The sequence below is a fragment of the Leptolyngbya sp. CCNP1308 genome, from assembly GCF_034932455.1.
Taxonomy (GTDB): domain Bacteria; phylum Cyanobacteriota; class Cyanobacteriia; order Phormidesmidales; family Phormidesmidaceae; genus Nodosilinea.
The window spans coordinates 1-19,651 of record NZ_JAYGIH010000087.1 but is presented as its reverse complement, the minus strand read 5'-3'; the positions used below and the strand labels follow the sequence as shown (position 1 = coordinate 19,651).

The window sequence follows — 19,651 nt, the reverse complement described above, 5'->3', positions numbered from 1 at the left end:
ACATCGGTCTCTGCGTCCAAGGATTTCAGCGGCAGTGCACTATTTTCCTTGCACTTTAGCAGCTCTCAATCACCCTGAATCACCCTTTCCGCTTGGCTTTTGGTACTTTCTCAGCAAGCCCTAAATACTTTGTGCCCCGACTGCTGGGGCCATTTTGCCAGCGCTTCCCCGGTATTGATATCTCGCTGAAGGTGACCAACCACCAGCAGATTCAAGAGCGCATGGCCAACAACGACGATGACCTCTACATCATCAGTACCCCGCCCGAGCAGCCCGATCTGAAGATTTACCCCTTTCTCGAAAACCCCCTGGTGGTGCTGGGGCCGCAGGATCACCCGCTGGTGGGCAAACCGCGATCGCCCATTCATATCCTCAACGGTGAGCAGTTCATCATGCGTGAGCCGGGGTCGGGCACCCGCCACGCGGTGCAAAAGCTGTTTGCCGAGCACGATGTGAATGTGAAGGTGCGGCTGGAGTTGGGCAGCAACGAGGCGATCAAACAGGCGATCGCAGGCGGTTTGGGCATCTCGGTGCTCTCGCTGCACACCATTATTTCTGAAGGCACCCGAGGCGAGTTCGCCATTCTCGATGTAGACCACTTCCCCATCGATCGCCACTGGTATGTGGCCCACCTGGCGGGCAAGCAGCTCTCGGTGGTCTCCCAGGCATTCTTAAACTACCTGCTCGAAGAAAGCCACACCCTGGTAGAGAACTTGCTGCCGGGGATTAGCCGGGCACCGGCTGCGATCGACCCCAAGGGCGCAGAGCTACTGAGCAAGGTCTAGTCCAACCCGCTGAGTCGGCGGGGCATAGGGCTAATGTATTCGCCGTCGCGCCCGGTAAGGATTTAGTATCACTTACCCACCTACACCTTCAGCCCCGCCTGAGCTTGGACGTATTCCTTCAGCTCGATCGCGACGGGTTCGACTTTCCAGATCTTCTGGCAGTAGTCGCGGATGGAGCGATCGCTGGAAAATTTGCCCATCCGCAGGGCGTTGAGGATCGACATGCGCGACCAGTTTTCCTGGTCTTGGTAGGCGGCGCTGGCGCGGTCTTGGGCGTCGATGTAGGCCTGGTAGTCGGCCAGCAGCAGGTAGGGGTCGTGGTAGAGCAGGTTGTCGGTGAGGGGTTTGAACAGGCTGCCGTCGCCCTTGGCAAAGTAGCCGCAGTTGATCAGATCAATCACCTCCTTGAGCTGGGGGTTGCGGTGGTAGTAGTCGGCGGGGTTGTAGCCGCTGGCTTTGAGGGCCATCACCTCTTCGGTAACCAGGCCAAAGAGAAAGAAATTGTCGTCGCCTACCAGCTCGCGGATTTCCACATTGGCCCCATCGAGGGTGCCGATGGTGAGGGCACCGTTCATGGAGAATTTCATGTTGCCGGTGCCCGAGGCCTCTTTGCCGGCGGTAGAAATTTGCTCGGAGAGGTCGGCAGCGGGGTAAACCCGCTGGCCCAGAGTGACGTTGTAGTCGGGCAAAAAGACCACCTTGAGGCGATCGCCTATCGCCGCGTCATTATTCACCACGTCCCCCACGGCGGTGATGAACTTAATCATCAGCTTGGCCATGTGGTAGCCAGGGGCTGCCTTGCCGCCAAAAATAAACGTGCGGGGGGCAATATCCAGATCAGGGTTCTGCCGCAGCCGTTCGTAGAGGGTGATGATGTGCAGCACGTTGAGGTGCTGGCGCTTGTACTCGTGGATGCGCTTCACCTGCACGTCGAACAGCGAGTCGGGGCTGACCCCGATGCCGGTGCGCTGGTGAATGTAGGTGGCCAGATCTTGCTTGATATCGCGCTTGATCTGCCGCCAGTGCTGGCGAAAGCCGGGGTCGTCGGCGCAGGATTCGAGCGATCGCAGCTTTTCCATATCCTGTAGCCAGCCGTCGCCCAGTTTCTCGGTGTAGAGAGCGGCCAGGCGGGGGTTGGCCAGGGCAATCCAGCGGCGGGGGGTGACACCGTTGGTAACGTTGCAAATTTTGCCCGGAAACAGCTCGTGGAAATCTTTGAGAATGGTCTGCTTGACCAGTTCGCTGTGCAGGGCGGCGACCCCGTTGATGGCGTGGCTGCCCAGGCTGGCCAGGTTGGCCATGCGCACGTAGCGCTCCCCCGACTCGTCAATTAGCGACAGGCTAGAGAGTTTGGCCGGGTCGTTGAGGTACTGCACCCGCACCTGATCCATAAACCGGTGGTTGATTTCAAAGATAATTTCCAGGTGGCGGGGCAGCAGGCCGCCAAACAGCGACAGCGGCCACCGCTCCAGGGCTTCGGGCAGCAGGGTGTGGTTGGTGTAGGCAAAGGTGTTTTGGGTGATCTGCCAGGCCGCCTCCCACTCAATGCCGTGCTCGTCGATCAGCAGGCGCATTAGCTCGGCCACGCCGACGGCGGGGTGGGTGTCGTTGAGCTGGGCGGCAAATTTCTCGTGAAAGCTGTCGAGGGTGCGGCCCGAAGCCAGGTGAATGCGAATCATATCCTGTAGGGCGCAGGAGACAAAGAAAAACTGCTGCTCTAGGCGCAGCTGCTTGCCCTCGATTTGCTCGTCGTTGGGGTAGAGCACCTTGGAGATATTCTCGGAGGTGACTTTGCTATCGACCGCGCCGTAGTAGTTGCCCACATTAAAGGACTGGAAGTCGAAGGACTCCACTGCCTCGGCCTTCCACAACCGCAGGGTGTTGACGGTGTTGACCCGGTAGCCAGGAATCGGCGTGTCGTAGGGAATGCCCTTGACCTGCTTACCGGGAATCCAGCGCTTGCGGAAGCGGCCATCGGAGTCGGTATAGCTCTCGGTGTGGCCGCCCATCCCTACGGTGACGGCCTCTTGGGGGTGGGCGATCTCCCAGGGGTTACCGTACTGGAGCCATTTGTCGGTAATTTCGACCTGCCAGCCGTCGCGAATCTGCTGGTCAAAAATGCCGAACTCGTAGCGAATGCCGTAGCCGATCGCCGGAATTTGCAGGCTGGCGAGGGATTCCATATAGCAGGCCGCCAGGCGACCGAGGCCGCCGTTGCCCAGACCGGGTTCTTCTTCCTGGGCGATCAGCTCGTCAAGGTCAAGGCCCGACTCCTGCACCGCCTGCTTGACTGGCGCAGTAATGCCCAGGTTGAGCAGGTTGCGGCCCAGGTGCGGCCCCAGCAAAAACTCCGCCGATAGGTAAGTGACGACCCGCACCTCTTTTCTCAGGTAGTTGCGGGTGGAGTTTAGCCAGCGCTGCATCATGCGATCGCGCACCGTATAGGCCAGGGCCAGGTAAAAATCGTTCTGGCTGGCCACCTCGGGCCACTTGCCCTGGATGTAAAACAGGTTGTCGGCCAGCGCCCGACGCAGGGTCTCTACGCTCAGACCAGTGCGATCGTCCTCAATATCGACCGTGGGGCAGCCGATGGGTATTGTTGTCATGGGGGCTCCTGAACAGAGGCAGAACGTAGGAACGTCCTAAGCTGCGATGTCTGTTTCTGTCACTGTAAAGGAGCCAGGTAGTGAACGGGTTTAGGCTAGGAAAGGTTTAAGGTTCGACAACGCTGGACAAAGCCTTAGCCCTCGACAAAGCAGGGGAGTGTGATACCGCTCACGGCCTGGTGCAGCCTTACTGCGATCGCAATGCCTGCCTGATTCACGCCTACCTACATCGGGTCGAGGGCAACAGCAGCAACGCCCGGACCCATCATGATTTAGAGGGGGGCAATGGCGTACGGCGACCATGGCGTAGAGCCAGCAACCGATACATCACCATACCTGTCATGGTGGCAGAAATACCCCACATCGTGGCGATCGCAACAGAGCTGGTCAAAACCAACCCGGTGGGTGTATGGCCGATAGCTCGGCTAACAGAACTCAAAATAAACCAGCCCAGCCCCCAGCTAACCGCACCGCTAATGACTTGAATTAAAACCCACCAGGCCATGCCAGGAATCTGGGTATAAAAGACCAGCCCCTGAATACCACCGATTATCAGGCCCCCAATGGCTCCACTCATGATTAAGCTGCTGTGAAAGGCAATATAAGGCCGCACCATTCTGCTCAGCACTACCCCTAACATAGTGGCCAGGGTCCATCGCACTGTCCCCGAAGCCCCCAAACGCAGCATTGAACCCTGCAAGAGACCGACTGCAGCTCCCAGAACATAGGGGGTGATTCGGGGTTGCTCAACGGGGATGCTAATTGTGGCTAATCCACAGCCTAAAACCGTCAGGCCAACCCAGAGGGAACAGAACTTCCAGGCCCTGTGAGGGGGATAATTGGCGGCCAAAAATAGGGGACGGTTAAGGGTAGAAAAATTCATAGGAATGTCGTTGACGTAATGTTGGACCAGAGACGATACCGTCGGTGGAGACTCTACCCCTCTGCCAACAGCATACCCTTGCCTCCTAAGGACATTTCTAGGAAAGAGTTTCCCTTGTGCGTAGGATGGGCAAAGGGCCTTGCCCCTGCCCATCGTTAGGCATTCATTCTTTACCATCAGCTTAAGTTCTGCGATTCGCACCGCTAGATCAGACCTCCGAGGTTTTCAAAACCTCGGAGGTCTAGGTTGGGAACGCTAAGGTCATGGTGCATCCGGTCATTCTCTATGCCGCGTCGAGATCTTCCGTTCCAGCCAGGGCATTACTACCATCTTTACAATCGCGGCAACGATCGCAATCTCATCTTCTTTGAGCGAGAAAACTATCTGCACTTTTTGCGATTGATCCGCCTCTATTTAATTGAGCAAGCGCTGGATGTGGTGGCCTATTGCTTAATGCCAAATCACTATCATTTGCTGGTGCAGTGTAAAACCAGTGCAGTATCTGGAGCGATGATGCGGCTATCGGTGGCCTACACCAAAGCGATGAATCGACGCTACAACCGGGTGGGGGTTGTTTTTCAGGGCCAGTTTCAGGCGATTGCGGTGGATAGTGACGAGTATTTGTACCATCTGACCCGATACATCCACCTCAACCCGGTGAAAGCTGGGCTGGTGGCCCATCCCCAGAATTGGGAGTTTTCTAGCTATTTGGACTATGCAGGGCTGCGATCGGGCACTTTGCCAAAGCTGGAGGTTATACGGCAACAGTTGACGTCTGAGGCAGCGTATCAGGCGTTTCTGAAGCCTGATGATCAACATCTACCGGCCATGAGCAGAGATTTTGCGACGAACCTGAAAGCTCTCATGTTGGATGAGTAGCCTCTATCCTAGATCTCCGAGGTTTTCAAAACCTCGGAGGTCTGGCTTAGCAGGCGGATGAATTCAAAGATAGGGTTGCGTAGCCAGCGGAGCCGAACAACTGGGTTATCTTTGGGGCAGGCTCTACGGCGACCCTATGACCTCTGGCGCAGCTTCTCAACCGCCCAAGCTATCGGCCATTCAACGGCTTAACCTTATTCGCACGCTGAACGGGTTACCGGGGCCGCAGTTTGGGGAGTTGGCCTTTAGCCTGAATCCGCCACCAGGCATTATTCCTCCTGACATTGCCGCCCAGGGAAATCGCACCTCTATTTTGTTGCAGTGGGCAGAGGGCACGGGCGGCCCAGGGCTGGCGGTGGTGCAAGAACTGCTGAGCGAGATTTTGGGAGAACCTAACCCCGCTGCACTCAACACCGCCAATGCTGGCCCCTTATTTTTGGCTCCGCGCCGGAACCCGTTTTTTACGGGACGAGAGGAACTGCTAGAGCAGGTTCACCAAGCCCTTACGGCTGGGGAGCCAGCGGCGCTGAGCGGGTTGGGCGGCGTGGGCAAAACGCAGACGGCGGCGGAATATGCCCATCGCTACCGAGGGCAGTACAGCGCTATGCTGTGGGTGCGGGCCGAAACGCAGGATGAGCTGATGTCGGGGCTGACTGCCCTGGCCCAAGACCTGGGGCTGGCGCTGAGCCAGGAGACCGACCAGGCGGTGGTGGTGCAGGCGGTGAAGGGCTGGTTGAGCACAAACGCTGGCTGGCTGCTGGTGCTAGACAATGCCGACCACCTGGAGCTGGTGCGAGATTGGCTGGTGCTGTGCAACCAGGGCCATGTTTTGCTGACCACTCGCGCCTCGGAGACGCGCCCGCTGGCGGTGTGCGTGGCGGTGCTAAAGATGCCACCGCAGGAAGGGGCGCTGTTTTTGCTGCGGCGCAGTGGCAGGGTGGGTAAAGAGGGCACCTGGCAAGAGGCTACGGAGGCCGATCAAACTTTGGCGCTGGCGCTGTGCGCGCAGATGGATGGCCTACCGCTAGCCCTAGACCAGGCGGGGGCCTACATTTTAGAAACGCCCTCTAGCTTGCAGGAATATTTGCGGCTTTACAAAACGGCTGGGCCGCGACTGTTGGCCCAGCGGGGAGACAACGCTCTCGACCACCCTTCGGTGACGATTACGTTTGGGCTGGCGGTGCAGGTGGCGAGCCAGCGACTACCGGCGGTGGCGGCGTTGCTGAATCTGTGTGCGTTTTTGGCCCCGGATGGCATTCCGGAAGAGGTGTTTAAAGGCAATGCGGCAGCGTTTGAGGAGCCGTTGCAGAGTGCCCTGGCCGAGCCGCTGGAGTATATGGCGCTGCTGCGAGAAGCGGGGCGGTTTTCGCTGGTGGTGCGCAATGTGGAGGAGCAAACCTTTAGCGTGCATCGGCTGGTGCAGGAGGTGATTCGTGATGGGCTGGATGATACGGAGCAGGAAGGTTTGGTGCGGCAACTGCTGGAGGCAATGAATGAGGTGTTTCCATACCCTGAGTTTGCGAATTGGTTGGTGTGCGATTGCTTGCTGCCCCACGCCCTGGCTTTAATCGGTTGGCAACAACGCTTTGCGATTGAAACTGAATCGACTGGAGGACTCCTTAATGCGATCGCCATTCATCTGTATTGGAGAGGTCGCTACAACGAGGCCGAGCCCCTTTATCAAGCGGCCTTAGCAATATGCAAGCGGCTACTGGGCGACGAGCATCTCTATGTGGCCGGTAGTCTTAGAAATCTAGCGGGGCTCTACAACGAGCAAGGCCGCTACAGCGAGGCCGAACCTCTCCTTCAAAAAGCTCTAGCGATGTATAGACGGCTATCAGGCGACGAGAGTCTTTCTGTTGCCGGTAGCTTGAACGATCTAGCGTTGCTCTACACTTATCAAGGTCGCTACAGCGAGGCTGAACCTCTCTTTCAAAAAGCTCTATCGTTGCGCAAACGGCTTTTGGGCAACGAGCATCCCCAAGTGGCCCTCAGTCTCAACACCTTAGCAAGGCTCTATAGAAATCAAGGCCGTTACAGCGAGGCCGAACCCCTCTTTCAAGAAGCTCTAGCGCTGCGCAAACGGCTGTTAGGCAACGAGCATCCTCATGTGGCTATTGACCTGTATGATTTGGCCTATCTCTACGATAATCAAGGCCGCTACGACGAGGCTGAAACTCTTTACCAAGTGGCTTTGGAGATGCAAAAACGACTGTTTGGTGACGAGCATCCCTACGTGGCCCACAGTCTCAACAATCTGGCGACATTCTACAGCAATCAAGGTCGTTATAGCGAGGCTGAACCCCTCTATCAAGCGGCTTTAGCAATACGCAAACGAGTGTTGGGCGACGAGCATCCACGAACTGAAACGGTTCGGCAAAATCTGGAAGACTTGCGGCAAAAGCAAGGGTCTTGAGCTCTGTAGGGGCAAACGGTGTTTGCCCAGCCCCATTATGGGTAACCAAAGAGGTTTTGGTGAGCCGGATTTCAGCAAAGACCTTGCATCGGGCGAATGCCATTCGCCCCTACGGGGAGGCGTAGATCTCGCATTGTTCAACGGCAGTAACGGCGCACCCTCCACGGGTGCTACCCATTCGTTAAGCGATGTCATCGCCCGATGAAATGCCCTCCAAACCTGTAGCATTTTTAACTTGCGCTCGGCTAAAGAATGGGGTATTTTTGCTGAATGGCTGTGTGCGTGCAGCTGTGCTTCCCAAAAATTTAGTCAAACGCCACTGGAAGGTGCTTGCAACACCAACCAGCGGCTAACCCCTCCGACAGGTACGAGCTGTCTCGGAGGCTAGGGCTATTATTGCCCAGGCCGCCCCGAACTGCACAACGTCTGGGGCGGCTAAGTTTTTGGGATTCCTTACCCACCCTCAAAAAAGGAATCCCTCAACCATGTTGTGTTTTACCCGCCAAGATCCCCGAGTTCTTGAAGAACTCGGGGATCTGAGTCCCCTGCGTCTTGCCAACCCCAGCCCCCAGCCGGGGCGCGAGCGATTGCGCCATTTGGTGATCGGCTCGCCGGAGGGCGTGCGAGCGACCATCAACCTGCTGCATGTATTGACCTACGCTGAGCAGGCTACCTGGAGCCAGTTGATCACTATTCCACCATCCGGGATTTTGATTACCCCAGAACAGGGAGAGGTGTTTAGCCTGCTGAGGCGCGATCGGCCAGTAGACTAACAGAAGCGCCTAGACCTCCGAGGTTTTGAAAACCTCGGAGGTCTGAATCCCTAGGTGATCACCGTGGGCTGATCGCGCCCGGTCAGCGTCTTGATCTGAGCGATCTCGTCGGCGAGGGAAATCAAGTCGGCTAGAGCCGCTTGGGTGTCCTGGTTGTGCTTGGCCGGGTCTGCCTCATAGCGCTCTACATAGAGCCGCAGAGTAGCGCCCGAAGTCCCCGTACCCGACAGCCGGTAGACAATCCGCGAGCCGTCGGTGAAGCCGATTCGCACACCCTGCTTGGTGGCGACGCTGCCATCCACTGGGTCGGTGTAGGCAAAGTCGTCGGCGTAGTCCACGGTGTAGGGGCCGAAGGTTTTGCCGGGCATCCCGCTCAAGCCCTGGCGCAGATTCGCGATCAGGGTGTTGGCGCGATCGCTCTCTACCCCCTCATAGTCGTGGCGCGAGTAGTAGTTGCGCCCGTAGGTACCCCAGTGCTCTTTGACGATTTCTTCGACCGACTGGCCCTTGGCGGCGAGAATATTCAGCCAGAACAGCACCGCCCACAGCCCGTCCTTCTCGCGGATGTGGTTGGAGCCGGTGCCGAAGCTCTCTTCGCCGCAGAGGGTGGCCTTGCCCGCATCCAGCAAATTGCCAAAGAACTTCCAGCCGGTGGGTGTCTCAAAGCAGTCGATGCCCAGCTTTTCGGCGACGCGATCGGGGGCCTGGCTGGTGGGCATGGAGCGGGCAATCCCGGCCAGGCCGCTGCGGTAGCCGGGTACTAGGGTGGCGTTAGCGGCCAGCACCGCCAGGCTGTCGCTGGGGGTGACAAAAAAATTGCTGCCGAGCACCATGTTGCGATCGCCGTCCCCATCCGACGCCGCGCCAAAGTCGGGGGCATTGTCGCCAAACATCACCTCCACTAGGTCGTGGGCGTAGACCAGGTTGGGGTCGGGGTGGCCGCCGCCAAAGTCTTCTAGCGGTTCGCCATTGACCACGGTGCCTGCCGGAGCACTCAGCCTGCGCTCAAACAGGGCCTTGGCATAGGGGCCGGTGACCGCGTGCAGCGAATCCATACAGAAGCGAAAGTCACCGGAGAGCAGCTGCTTGATTTGGCCAAAGTCAAACAGGGTCTCCATCAGTGCGCCGTAGTCACTGACGGAGTCGATTACCTCGACGGTGGTTTGACCCAGGCTGTGGATGGCGATGCGATCGAGGTCGATAGCGGCGGCTTCGAGAATTTTGTACTCGGTGATGGTTTTGCTGCGATCGTAAATGGCATCGGTGATGCCTTCAGGGGCGGGGCCGCCGTTGCCGGTGTTGTATTTAATGCCAAAGTCTTCGTCGGGGCCGCCGGGGTTGTGGCTGGCCGAGAGAATGATGCCGCCAAAGGCATTGTTCTTGCGAATGATGCAGGAGGCCGCTGGGGTCGAGAGAATGCCCCCCTGGCCCACCAGCACCCGGCCAAAGCCGTTGGCCGCCGCCATTTTGAGAATGATCTGAATCGCTTCGCGGTTGTAGTAGCGGCCATCGCCGCCCACCACCAGGGTCTGGTTTTGATAGCCCTCCAGGCTGTCAAAAATCGCCTGAACAAAGTTTTCTAGATAGTTTTGCTGCTGAAAAACCTTAACTTTTTTCCGCAGGCCCGAGGTGCCGGGCTTTTGGTCGCTATAGGGCTGTGTGGATACGGTTTGAATACTCATAGGCTCAAAATTTGTTCCAAGGTCAACCAGGTGCAACCTCAGGATAAATCCCTGGCTAACCCCCGAGGATAAATCCCTCTCTAACTTATGGCGTAAATCGTAAGCCTTGGTTAAGGGAAGCCCCAATCAGGAATTGGCACTTCCCCAGATGTAGCCGTTCTAAAGCCCCCAATCTTTTGCATCTATGCCCCATCAACTGCTGACTTCAACGCAGTCGCGCCCCAGCACGGGCCATGCCGATTTGCCTGCGATCGCCGCCTTTTACGAACTCTGTGAACAGGTTGACCAGCTCAACAACACCTCTACCCTGGCCGACTTGCAGCGCCGCCTCGACCATCCACCTCCGGGCGGCACCCACCAGCGCCAGCTTTGGGAAACCCCCGAGGGTGAACTGGTGGGCTTGGTTGCCCTTTGGATTGATGACCCTACCGACGTGCCCACCGAGGCGTTGGAAGGCTGGGTGGGGGTCTTCGTCCACCCCGACCATCGCGGCGCTCACCTAGAAGCCGAACTGCTTACCTGGGCTGAGCAGCAGGTTCGCACGCAGGCTAAAGCAGCGCAGCGACCCGCTAAACTCTTCGCCGGAACCAGAGCCGATGCGCCCTACTACCGGGCTATCTACCAGACACCGGGCTACGAGATGATTCGCCAATTTCACACCATGGCGCGATCGCTGCTCGACCCGATCCCCCAGTCCCAGTTCCCCGAGGGCTTTACCTCGCGCCCGACCAACGCTGACGAGGCCGTTGCCTGGGTGGAGATGTTCAACCAGAGCTTTGTCGATCACTGGCACTTTACGCCCATGACCCTGGAGGACCGCCAGTTTCGCCTCACCTACCCCACCTACCAACCCGAATTTGACTGGGTTGCCGTAGCCCCCGATGGCGCCCTAGCCGGGTTCTGCGGCGGTGCCATTGACCATGAAGAAAACACCCTAAAAAACCGCAAAGAAGGGTGGATTCATATCCTAGGCACTCGGCGGGGCTATCGCCGCCAGGGGCTAGCGCGGGCCATGCTGCTCCAGGGATTGCACCAGCTCCAAGCAGCGGGAATGGATACAGCGCTGCTGGGGGTCGATAGCCAAAACCCCAGCCAGGCCATGGGGCTGTACGAATCGGCGGGATTCACCATCAAAGAAACCCACCTGACCTACCAAAAGTCCCTCGCTGAAGCCCCTTCTGCCCTTGAACCCACAACCTAGGCCAACCCCCAGGCCAGAACTGACCCCAGGATAGATTTCAGTTCGGCTCTGGCAGCATCAACCTAAAGGTGGTGCTCGATCCATTGAGCTAGATCCTCTAGCGCATTTGCTATGACTCCAGACTTAGCACCAAACTTAGCGACTTACCGGCTCCTATTGACTGACTGGGTGCTTTAGCCGGGTGATTCTTTAGCCGGGTGATTTAAGGGTATTTAAACCGATGCGTATTTTTTTAGCTTTGGCGCTGCTTTGCAGCTTATTGCTGTCGGGCTGCGAGTTTTTTACCCCCGATACCAGTAGAGCCTTATCTCAAACCCGGCAGATGGAAGAGATGCAAAAGCAAACCCAGCAGTTAGAGCGCCAGGCCGACGCCCTAGAGCGCTTAGTCGATCGATCGGGGTCTGCAAGTCGAGCGGACGGAGCAGGTGGAGCAGGTATAACAATTCCCATATCGCCCTAGCCCGAGAGTGTGCCCCAGGCGCGTGGCTAACGCTTTGATACCGCCTTTGACCCAGTGACGTACCAGCGCCAGGGCAGGTCGGCTCCCTGGGTGAGGCCAATGCGGGTGGTTTGGGTAAAAGCGACTGCCCCCGCTGCCACCCGCTGCTGCCAGGCAGCATCTCGATACTCCAGCCAGAGACCCGTGGCGGGAGTCAGGGGCAGGTCGGTGAGGGTGCGGTTGATATCCAGCAAGAGGCAAAGCTTACCGGGGCCTGCCCCCCAGCGCGTAGGTTTCTCCGCTCGGTATTCCGCTAGCCAGGGGGGAATGGTGTCGAGTTCAACGGCGCGGATCAGGACGGCGCTGGGGGTGCGATCGCCATCCGTCACCACATTAAAACAGTGGTAGACGCCGTAGATCAAATACACGTAGCTAAACCCTGGCGGGCCAAACATCACCCGGTTGCGGGGCGTTTCGCGGCGGTAGGCGTGGCAGGCGGGGTCGCCCTCGGTGTAGGCTTCGGTTTCAACAATGGTGGCACTGAGCTGGCGACCATCGGCCCAGCGGCGCACCAGGCGGCAGCCCAACAGGTCGGGGGCCACCTCTAAGGACGATCGCCCCAGCCAGTCGGGGGCGATAACAGCGGACTGATTACAAAGTTTTATAATGTCCTCCGAGACAGGCTTGCTAAGATGACTCACAACGAAGCCTCCGATACCATAAGCTCTTTTATCATCACCACTGTTCCCATGGATATCAAACTCGTACTGGCTGTGCTTACCGGGCTGTTTGTGGTTGCCACCCTCTTTTTCGGCACCAAAAACGGCTTTTACGACAGCGATGACTACCACGGCAACGGTTCGGCCCACTAGGCCGCCTCAGCATGTTGGCCCTTTTCTCCGGCCTCGCTGTGCCGCTGCCGCTAGGGTGTTCACCATCCCGTGAGTAATCTGGTCTGCCTTCCGTTTGGTGCGGGTCATGGCCAAGAAGGGCTGTGCCTAGAGCTGCGCATGGGGCCACGGCGTATTGTGATCGACTGCGGCTTGCGAGATCTGGCAGCTTTGGAATCGGCCCGCGATCGCATCGCCACGGCTGACCTGCTGTTTTGCAGCCACGCCCACAGCGACCACGCGCGCGGGCTTTGGTCGTTTAGCCAAGCCTTTCCCCAGGTGCCCATCTACGGCAGCGAGGTGACCGCCCAGCTCTTGCCCCTCAACTGGCTGGGGGGGGATGTGCCGCCGCACCTGTGTCAAGCGCTGCCCTGGCAGACCCCGATTAGCCTGGCCGACGACCTAACGGTGCAGATCTGGCCTGCTGGCCATTTGCCGGGGGCCGCCTGCGCCCTGTTTACCTACCATTCGCCCCAGCGCCCCTACACGGTGTTTTTCACGGGCGACTTTTTTATGTCCAACTCGCGCCTGGTGGATGGCCTGCCCCTGGAGGCTCTGCGGGGCCTCAAGCCGGACGTGCTAATCATCGAAGGTAGCGCCGGTACAGCCCGCCACCCCCACCGCCGTCAGCAGGAAAATTTGCTGGCCAGCACGCTCCACGGTCTGGTGCAGCAGGGGCGATCGGTGCTGCTGCCCACCCCCACTCTCGGCATTGGTCAAGAACTGGTGATGCTGTTGCGCAGCCACTACCAGTTCACGGGGCAAGACATTACCGTCTGGGTCGATGAAACCGTGGCGGCGGGCTGCGACCTGTATCTAGAGCTGATGTCTGAGTTCCCCAGCAGCGTGCAAAATTTTGCCCGCCACCAGCCCCTATTCTGGGATGAGCGCATTTTGCCCCGCGTGCGGCGACTGGGTGTAGACGGCCATCCCGATGGAGAGCGCCCCTGCATTTTGATCGCCCACCGGGAGGCCGACCTCAGCGACCACTGCCGCGCCTCGGCCCAGCCCTGGACGGTGCTGCTGCCCGATTCCTTTGCCACCGCGATCGCCGACACAGTGCTGGGTACACCCAGCACCGACGCTAGCTCTACTCTGGGCTGGCTGCAAACCCTGGCCCCCGAGCTAGAGTCTGAGCGGGTACAGCTCGACACCTACCAACTCACCACCCACAGCGATCGCGTCGGCACCACCCAGCTGATCCACAACCTGCGGCCCCAGCACGTGGCCTTTGTCCACGGTAAGCCCGCCAACTTGGCCGACCTGGCTGGGCTAGAGGAGCTGCAAACCCGCTACCAGCTCCACCTGCCCTCGGCGGGCAAAGAGGTAGAGTTTCCCATCGGCGATCGCTTCATTCAGCCCGCCGCCCCTGACCCCGTCTTTGAGGGCGAAATCACCCAGGTTGACGACAGCGTGCTGCTGCTGCTGCCCGAAGACCTCACCATCGACCCCCGCTGGACGGCTCTGTCTGACACCGGCCTGGTGCAAGCCCGCTGGCAGGGCAACGACCTGGTGATTAAAGGCCTCACCCAGCGAGATTTACTGCGCACGGTGACCAATAGCGATGCCCCCTGGCAGCCCCCCAGTTGTCAAACCTGTCGCTACCAGCGAGAGGGGCGCTGCCGTGGCGCTGATTCTCCCCTCTATGGACTGCAAGTTAGCCCCGACGGGGTGTGCCCTGCCTTTGAGGCTCGCCCTAGCCAGCAAGCGCAGGATGGTGAGGCGACGGCGTGAGGGATTTTGGATTTTGGATTGGCGATTTTGGATTGGGGAACCGTCTATGGCGTAGCTCGTGGCATAAACAAAGTCCGCCCGTAAATCCAAAATTCAAAATCTAAAATTGCTCTCTCCCATGCAAACCCACTGCCTCCGCCTTACTCCGGGCCAAGATCTCAAACAAGAGCTGCAAGCCTTTGCCCAGGCCCAAGCGTTAGAAGCCGGAGTAATTCTCACGGGGTTGGGCAGCTTGACCCAGGCATCGCTGCGGTTCGCGGCTGTCACCGAGGCGACGGCGATCGCTGGCCCGCTAGAGCTAATTTCCCTCAGCGGTACGCTGTCGCGGCACGGCATGCATCTGCACGGGGCGATCGCCGATGCCCAGGGCCAAGTCTACGGCGGCCACATCATGCCGGGCTGCTTAATTCGCACGACGGCGGAGATTGCGATCGCCAACCTGCCCCAGCTACGCCTTCACCGCCAGCCCGATCTGGTTACAGGCTACCTGGAACTGGTGGTAGAAGCTCTTTCTTCCCACGCCACCCTTGTCGTTCTTTAGCTGTGTCATCCCCGTCGATAGCGCTGGGCATAGTCGGGAATCGCCACTTCTGACGAGCACTGGGGGTCGGTAACGGCGGCGGCGGCGGTGACCGCCAGGGGAATTTCCCCTGCCCAGACCGGCAGAGCATAGTCAGCGGCAGCATCGAGGGGTGGGCCGCTGCGCACCTTAACTGAGGCTTCGTCAATGGGCAGGGCCAGCACCAACGTACCCGCCAGTTCTGGGGCGGTGGGAGGGCGCACCTCATCCCAGCGACCGGGCACAACGTGGTCGGTAAAGGCTCTGAGAGCCGTCAGCTTTTCGTCGGCATCGTCCACCCGGGTGGCGGTGCCAAATAGCACCACCGAGCGGTAGTTCATGGAGTGGTGAAAGGCCGATCGCGCCAGCACCAGCCCATCGAGCAGGGTGACGGTGAGGCAGACCTCCACCCCCTGCTCCAGCGTGGTCAACAGGCGGCTGGCCGGGGAGCCGTGGATGTAGACCCGATCGCCCAGGCGACCGTAGGCGGTGGGAATAACGAAGGGTTGCCCCTGGGCGACAAAACCTAGGTGACAGACCAGCCCTTCGTCGAGAATGGCGTGAACCTGGGTGCGATCGTAGCTGGCCCGCTGGGGAAGGCGTTTGACTTGGCTGCGGGAGGTAGGGGAGAGGGATTGTTGTGACATAGAAGTAGATGGGTAAGGGGGTGGGGGGATGAGCTACAGGGCAGTGGGCAAGTGAGCAATCAGGTCGGCGGCGGTGGGGTGGGTTTGTAGGGCGGCAACGACTAGAGGGTGGGGCTGGGTGTAAATGGTGGAATAGTCAACTTCGCCGAGGTGGGGGCGGATGGGGAAAGCGAGCTGTTCGCGATGGTCATCGCCATTAAACTCGGCCTGCACCCCAGGCTTATTGCCCCTCGCATCGAGCCGTACCCAGCGGTCTAGCCCGGCTAGATAGACGGCGTTGAGTCCATGGAGGGTGTGGTGGTTGGGTTGAGCATCGTCAAATACGAGACGCTGGTAGCAAAACCCGGTGGGGATGCCGCAGCGGCGCAGCAGGGCCGCCAGCAGATGGGCCTTGGCAAAGCAGAATCCGTGGCCCTGGGTCAGCACCTCGGAGGCGGTGCAGGAGACAGGAACGGCCTGGATGTCGCAGGTGTGGGCGATGCGATCGCGCACCCAATCGTACAGAAGCTTGATCTGCTCCACGGTTGAGGTGGCCGCTGCGGTGAGCGATCGCGCCAGGGCATCAATGGCGGGATGATCGGCATCCACCACCGCCGAGGGCATGAGATAGTTGGCAATCGAAGCCGACTCTGGGGTCAACAAAAGCGTCATTTAGACCTCCTAGAACGTGAAATTGAGTTCCATCAGGTTGCTCTCGCCGAAGCCCAGCTTCTCGTAGAGCGATCGCGCCTTGGGGGCCGCATTGAGCACAACTTTGGTGCAGCCCATGCCCTGGAGATAGTCCACCATCAGCTGGGTCAGCCGGGTGGCCACACCCCGATTGCGGTAGGCAGGCTCCACGTACACGCCCCAGATGTAGCCGTACTGGCGATGGTCTAATGACACGATCCAGGGATAGAGCCCGGCAAAGCGCTGGCCACTGACCGAGCCCACAATATTTCCCTCAGCCTCAGCGACAAAGGCCTGGTAATTCAAAGTGCGCCGAGCCTGATCGATAAACTCCAGCCCTAAGGTTTGCCAGTTGGGTTGGATGTGGTTTTCCTCCACGCCTAGGTCGCGCCACATGCGGTAGAAATGCTCGGCGATCGCCGCATCTTCTTCAGGGGTGCCGGGGCGAAAGAGTAGGGAAGGAGGGACAACCATAGCTGGGTTCAAACTCCGGGCAAGCATCAAAAGCCGTAGTTGTGACTTAGCATAGACAGACAATTGGAGAGCCACAAGAGCCAATTTTGGCTAAGCTAACCAGTCCACTTTGACTGTCCCCCACGGGTTTACCCCAATGGATTTTGCCATTGCCCTTGACCCCCACATCCCAGACCCCGTCTACCAGCAGATCTACGCTGCTCTGCGGGCCGGGATTCTCAAGGGGCGGCTGGCCCCGCGCCAGCGCTTGCCCTCGACCCGAGCCCTGGCCCAGAGTCTAGGCGTATCGCGGGCTACGGTGACCCAGAGCTATGACCAACTGCTGAGCGAGGGCTATCTGCAAACGGTGACGGGCTCCGGCACCTATGTCTGCGACCAGCTGCCCGACGACTTACTGCGATCGCCTCCCTTAACCGCTATCCTGGCGGGGCCAATCCCCGCTGTGCCCCTGTCGGCCTACGGTCGTCGTTTGGAGCAAATCGACCCTGGCCCCAGCCCCGAACCCGCTGTGCCCCTGAGCTTTCGCTATGGGCGACCGGCCCTCGATCGATTCCCGTTAGAGCTGTGGCGGCAGTTGCTGTCTCGCCACTGTCGCCGCACCGAATGGCTCGACTACGCGACCAATCCTCTGGGATATGGGCCGCTGCGAGAGGCGATCGCCGCCTACCTGGCCCAGGCCCGCGCCGTGCACTGCCATCCCGACCAAATTTTGATCACCAATGGCACCCAGCAGGCGCTTTCCCTCGCCACGCGCCTGCTGCTGTCGCCAGGCGTTCGGGTGGCCTTAGAAGAACCCAGCTACCTCAGCGCTCGCCGCGTTTTGGCCAGCCAGGGGGCCACGTTGTGCCCGATTCCAGTAGATGCGGCGGGTATGGATGTGACGGCGCTAGCTGCCACCCCCGGCCCCATTCGCCTGGTGTATGTCACCCCGTCCCACCAGTTTCCGACCGGGGCGGTGCTGTCTCTGCCGCGCCGACTGGCTCTGCTGGCCTGGGCCGAGCAGACCGGCAGCCTGATTTTTGAAGACGACTACGACAGCGAATACCGCTACGGCGGTCGCCCCATCCCGGCGCTGCAAGGGTTGGGGGATGGGCAGTCGGTGCTGTATGTGGGCACGTTTTCGAAGGTGCTGTTTCCGTCGCTGCGGGTGGGCTACATGGTGCTGCCTCCAGCCTTAGTGCCGGTGTTTAGCCGCGCCAAGTGGCTGGCCGATCGCCAGGGGCCGACCCTAGAGCAGGCGGTGCTGGCCGACTTCATCACCGAGGGCCATCTAGAACGCCACATTCGCCGCATGCGGGGCATCTATGACCGGCGACGGCAGGCTCTGGTGGCGGCACTAGCTGAGCACTGGAGCGATCGCGCCACGCTACTGGGCGAAAACGCCGGGCTGCACGTGATGGTGCGCTTTGCGACCGATATTGCCGATGAAGACCTGATAGCAAAAGCCGCCGAGGTGGGTGTTGGGTTAATCTCCGCCAGCCCTCAGTACCTCGGCCACAGCCCTGGGCACGAGTTTATCTTTAGCTACACCGAACTGGAGGAGGACGCGATCGCCATGGCCCTTGAACGCCTAGCCGCCCTGAACCTGATCTAGCCTCGGCTTACTCCTCGTAGATCATCTTGCGGCCCATGCCGCCGTCGATCACGATGTTTTGCCCCGTGATAAAACCGGCTTGATCCGACAGCAAAAAGTAGGCCATTTCCGCAATATCTTGGGCTTGACCCACTCGTCCTACGGGGTGCTGGGCGTGGTCAGTGGGGCTGAGATGCGACTCTTGAGGGGGATGTTTTAGGGCACTGACATCAATCCAGCCGGGGCTAATGCAGTTGACGCGAATGGCTGGGCCGAGGCTCATGGCCAGGGCGTGGGTCAGCGCCACAATGCCCCCCTTAGAGGCGGCGTAGGCTTCAGAGTCGGGTTCAGACTGAAGGGCGCGAACCGAGGCAATGTTGACGATCGCACCCTGGGCCGCGCGCAGGTGGCGGACGGCGTGCTTCACCATCAGAAAATACCCCGTCAGGTTGGTGCCAATCCAGCGATTCCAGTCTTCCAGGGCCAAGTTTTCGATGGGGCCGCTGTAGGGGTTGGCAATGCCAGCATTGTTGACTAGCCCATTGAGCTGGCCAAAGCGATCGAGGGTCGCCGCGACACAGCGCTCGACATCGCTCTCCTGAGCCACATCGCAGGGCACAAAGCTAAACGATTCGCCAAACTGGGATAGGGTTTCGGGGAGAGCAGCGCCTGCGGCTTCGTTCACATCGGCGATCGCCACCCGCCAGCCCTGGGTCAGCAGCAGTTGAGCAATGCCCAGACCAATGCCCTGGGCTCCCCCCGTGACAAGGGCAACAGGTTTCTGGCCCGACTGGTTCATCAGAGCACCTCAGAATCGGTTAGGTTAGGGCACTGAGCCAGCTGTGGAATACATCGCGTTCTGTCCTACCCGGCCCAGGCAGCGGCCCTCACTCTAACAAACCCCATGCGCCGAAAAACCGCTCTAATGGTTCTTTTTATTGCGACGGTTCTGCTGATCGGCGGCGCGATCGCCGGGTTTCTGCCCGCCCTCATGACGCCGATGATGTTCGACGACCCCAGGGCGATCGAAAGCCCAGCAACGGTAACTCTGGCCATTAGCATTGCCACGTTCCCCATTGTTTGCATGGGGGCACTGCTGCTGAGCTGGCTGGTGTTTCTGCTGCCGGTGTTTGCTAACCTTCCCTACCGCTACGTTTTGGCCTGCGGGCTCACGGCGCTACCCCTAATCAACCTCTCCATCGCCGGACTGGCCCTCGCCTGGATCTCCTATTTCAACGACGGCTCCTTTTCCTAAGCGGGCATTTGAAAAGTGAGTCGCTGTAGCTTTAGTCACCTGTAGATCCCCCCCTGCCTCCCTTAAAAAGGGGGGTAAAAGTCCCCCTTTTTAAGGGGGATTTAGCGATTATCTTGATTGTCAACCACTTGTGGCTGGCGTAGCGGTCTGAGCAGGTAGTGTATCCTTCGCGTTTCGCCAAGATTG

At 59.3% G+C, this 19,651-nt stretch carries 19 protein-coding genes; 11 read left to right on the top strand and 8 right to left on the bottom strand.

Features of this window, described 5'->3' with window-relative positions; genetic code table 11:
• Positions 1-92: 92 nt before the first annotated feature.
• Positions 93-785 carry a LysR substrate-binding domain-containing protein gene (locus tag VB780_RS25430; protein WP_323353990.1) on the top strand — a complete coding sequence of 231 codons (693 nt, stop codon included), beginning with the start codon at positions 93-95 and terminating at the stop codon, positions 783-785.
• A gap of 80 nt (positions 786-865) precedes the next feature.
• Here VB780_RS25430 and VB780_RS25425 read toward each other — a convergent pair whose 3' ends face one another.
• On the bottom strand, positions 866-3,391 hold the full coding sequence (locus tag VB780_RS25425) for a glycogen/starch/alpha-glucan phosphorylase (RefSeq protein WP_323353989.1): 2,526 nt from the start codon (positions 3,389-3,391) through the stop codon (positions 866-868).
• Positions 3,392-3,656: 265 nt separating this feature from the next.
• A complete protein-coding gene (locus tag VB780_RS25420) occupies positions 3,657-3,968 on the bottom strand; it encodes a hypothetical protein (RefSeq protein WP_323353988.1) in 312 nt (103 codons plus the stop codon).
• 591 nt (positions 3,969-4,559) lie between these two features.
• On the opposite strand from VB780_RS25420, the gene VB780_RS25415 reads away from it, so the two are divergent.
• The 3 genes from VB780_RS25415 (at position 4,560) to VB780_RS25405 (ending at position 8,342) form a co-directional block, all read left to right on the top strand.
• Positions 4,560-5,153, top strand: a complete 594-nt coding sequence (locus VB780_RS25415) for a transposase (RefSeq protein WP_323353987.1) — start codon at positions 4,560-4,562, stop codon at positions 5,151-5,153.
• Positions 5,154-5,289: 136 nt separating this feature from the next.
• Positions 5,290-7,569, top strand: a complete 2,280-nt coding sequence (locus VB780_RS25410; RefSeq protein ID WP_323353986.1) for a tetratricopeptide repeat protein — start codon at positions 5,290-5,292, stop codon at positions 7,567-7,569.
• Between the two features lie 485 nt (positions 7,570-8,054).
• A complete protein-coding gene (locus VB780_RS25405) occupies positions 8,055-8,342 on the top strand; it encodes a hypothetical protein (protein WP_323353985.1) in 288 nt (95 codons plus the stop codon).
• Between the two features lie 50 nt (positions 8,343-8,392).
• Here the strand turns inward: VB780_RS25405 and VB780_RS25400 are convergent, their stop codons facing one another.
• A complete protein-coding gene (locus VB780_RS25400) occupies positions 8,393-10,024 on the bottom strand; it encodes an alpha-D-glucose phosphate-specific phosphoglucomutase (RefSeq protein ID WP_323353984.1) in 1,632 nt (543 codons plus the stop codon).
• A gap of 184 nt (positions 10,025-10,208) precedes the next feature.
• Between VB780_RS25400 and VB780_RS25395 the strand changes: the two genes are divergently transcribed.
• Entirely contained in the window at positions 10,209-11,225 is a 1,017-nt protein-coding gene (locus VB780_RS25395) for a GNAT family N-acetyltransferase (protein WP_323353983.1), read from the top strand.
• Positions 11,226-11,445: 220 nt separating this feature from the next.
• Positions 11,446-11,685: a hypothetical protein gene (locus VB780_RS25390; protein ID WP_323353982.1), complete on the top strand. Its 240-nt coding sequence runs from the start codon at positions 11,446-11,448 to the stop codon at positions 11,683-11,685.
• Between the two features lie 26 nt (positions 11,686-11,711).
• Here VB780_RS25390 and VB780_RS25385 read toward each other — a convergent pair whose 3' ends face one another.
• On the bottom strand, positions 11,712-12,365 hold the full coding sequence (locus tag VB780_RS25385) for a DNA-3-methyladenine glycosylase (RefSeq protein ID WP_323353981.1): 654 nt from the start codon (positions 12,363-12,365) through the stop codon (positions 11,712-11,714).
• A gap of 48 nt (positions 12,366-12,413) precedes the next feature.
• Between VB780_RS25385 and VB780_RS25380 the strand changes: the two genes are divergently transcribed.
• From VB780_RS25380 to VB780_RS25370, 3 genes are all read left to right on the top strand, one after another.
• Positions 12,414-12,536, top strand: coding sequence for a hypothetical protein (locus tag VB780_RS25380; protein ID WP_317035271.1), 123 nt, complete (start codon positions 12,414-12,416; stop codon positions 12,534-12,536).
• Positions 12,537-12,605: 69 nt separating this feature from the next.
• Positions 12,606-14,288: an MBL fold metallo-hydrolase gene (locus VB780_RS25375; RefSeq protein WP_323353980.1), complete on the top strand. Its 1,683-nt coding sequence runs from the start codon at positions 12,606-12,608 to the stop codon at positions 14,286-14,288.
• Between the two features lie 118 nt (positions 14,289-14,406).
• Entirely contained in the window at positions 14,407-14,829 is a 423-nt protein-coding gene (locus VB780_RS25370; RefSeq protein WP_323353979.1) for a PPC domain-containing DNA-binding protein, read from the top strand.
• Positions 14,830-14,834: 5 nt separating this feature from the next.
• On the opposite strand, the gene VB780_RS25365 is transcribed toward VB780_RS25370, so the two are convergent.
• Genes VB780_RS25365 through VB780_RS25355 form a run of 3 tightly spaced genes read right to left on the bottom strand, consistent with a single transcriptional unit; the run spans position 14,835 to position 16,637 of the window.
• Positions 14,835-15,494: a pyridoxamine 5'-phosphate oxidase family protein gene (locus VB780_RS25365; RefSeq protein ID WP_323353978.1), complete on the bottom strand. Its 660-nt coding sequence runs from the start codon at positions 15,492-15,494 to the stop codon at positions 14,835-14,837.
• A 33-nt stretch (positions 15,495-15,527) separates the two neighbouring features.
• A complete protein-coding gene (locus VB780_RS25360; RefSeq protein WP_323353977.1) occupies positions 15,528-16,145 on the bottom strand; it encodes a transglutaminase family protein in 618 nt (205 codons plus the stop codon).
• Between the two features lie 9 nt (positions 16,146-16,154).
• Positions 16,155-16,637, bottom strand: coding sequence for a GNAT family N-acetyltransferase (locus VB780_RS25355; RefSeq protein WP_323353976.1), 483 nt, complete (start codon positions 16,635-16,637; stop codon positions 16,155-16,157).
• Between the two features lie 136 nt (positions 16,638-16,773).
• On the opposite strand from VB780_RS25355, the gene VB780_RS25350 reads away from it, so the two are divergent.
• On the top strand, positions 16,774-18,231 hold the full coding sequence (locus tag VB780_RS25350; protein ID WP_323353975.1) for a PLP-dependent aminotransferase family protein: 1,458 nt from the start codon (positions 16,774-16,776) through the stop codon (positions 18,229-18,231).
• 7 nt (positions 18,232-18,238) lie between these two features.
• Here the strand turns inward: VB780_RS25350 and VB780_RS25345 are convergent, their stop codons facing one another.
• Entirely contained in the window at positions 18,239-19,009 is a 771-nt protein-coding gene (locus VB780_RS25345; protein ID WP_323353974.1) for an SDR family oxidoreductase, read from the bottom strand.
• A gap of 126 nt (positions 19,010-19,135) precedes the next feature.
• On the opposite strand from VB780_RS25345, the gene VB780_RS25340 reads away from it, so the two are divergent.
• The gene (locus tag VB780_RS25340; RefSeq protein ID WP_323353973.1) at positions 19,136-19,465 is read left to right on the top strand and encodes a hypothetical protein; all 330 of its coding nucleotides are present in this window, start codon (positions 19,136-19,138) and stop codon (positions 19,463-19,465) included.
• The last annotated feature ends 186 nt before the right edge of the window (positions 19,466-19,651 follow it).

Bases quoted from the DNA above. Each gene is read 5' to 3' on its own strand.
- VB780_RS25355 (WP_323353976.1), bottom strand. From the start codon at position 16,637: ATGGTTGTCCCTCCTTCCCTACTCTTTCGCCCCGGCACCCCTGAAGAA.
- VB780_RS25405 (WP_323353985.1), top strand. From the start codon at position 8,055: ATGTTGTGTTTTACCCGCCAAGATCCCCGAGTTCTTGAAGAACTCGGG.
- VB780_RS25345 (WP_323353974.1), bottom strand. From the start codon at position 19,009: ATGAACCAGTCGGGCCAGAAACCTGTTGCCCTTGTCACGGGGGGAGCC.
- VB780_RS25425 (WP_323353989.1), bottom strand. From the start codon at position 3,391: ATGACAACAATACCCATCGGCTGCCCCACGGTCGATATTGAGGACGAT.
- VB780_RS25410 (WP_323353986.1), top strand. From the start codon at position 5,290: ATGACCTCTGGCGCAGCTTCTCAACCGCCCAAGCTATCGGCCATTCAA.
- VB780_RS25380 (WP_317035271.1), top strand. From the start codon at position 12,414: ATGGATATCAAACTCGTACTGGCTGTGCTTACCGGGCTGTTTGTGGTT.
- VB780_RS25400 (WP_323353984.1), bottom strand. From the start codon at position 10,024: ATGAGTATTCAAACCGTATCCACACAGCCCTATAGCGACCAAAAGCCC.
- VB780_RS25415 (WP_323353987.1), top strand. From the start codon at position 4,560: ATGCCGCGTCGAGATCTTCCGTTCCAGCCAGGGCATTACTACCATCTT.
- VB780_RS25390 (WP_323353982.1), top strand. From the start codon at position 11,446: ATGCGTATTTTTTTAGCTTTGGCGCTGCTTTGCAGCTTATTGCTGTCG.
- VB780_RS25420 (WP_323353988.1), bottom strand. From the start codon at position 3,968: ATGAGTGGAGCCATTGGGGGCCTGATAATCGGTGGTATTCAGGGGCTG.
- VB780_RS25350 (WP_323353975.1), top strand. From the start codon at position 16,774: ATGGATTTTGCCATTGCCCTTGACCCCCACATCCCAGACCCCGTCTAC.
- VB780_RS25360 (WP_323353977.1), bottom strand. From the start codon at position 16,145: ATGACGCTTTTGTTGACCCCAGAGTCGGCTTCGATTGCCAACTATCTC.
- VB780_RS25340 (WP_323353973.1), top strand. From the start codon at position 19,136: ATGGTTCTTTTTATTGCGACGGTTCTGCTGATCGGCGGCGCGATCGCC.
- VB780_RS25370 (WP_323353979.1), top strand. From the start codon at position 14,407: ATGCAAACCCACTGCCTCCGCCTTACTCCGGGCCAAGATCTCAAACAA.
- VB780_RS25365 (WP_323353978.1), bottom strand. From the start codon at position 15,494: ATGTCACAACAATCCCTCTCCCCTACCTCCCGCAGCCAAGTCAAACGC.
- VB780_RS25395 (WP_323353983.1), top strand. From the start codon at position 10,209: ATGCCCCATCAACTGCTGACTTCAACGCAGTCGCGCCCCAGCACGGGC.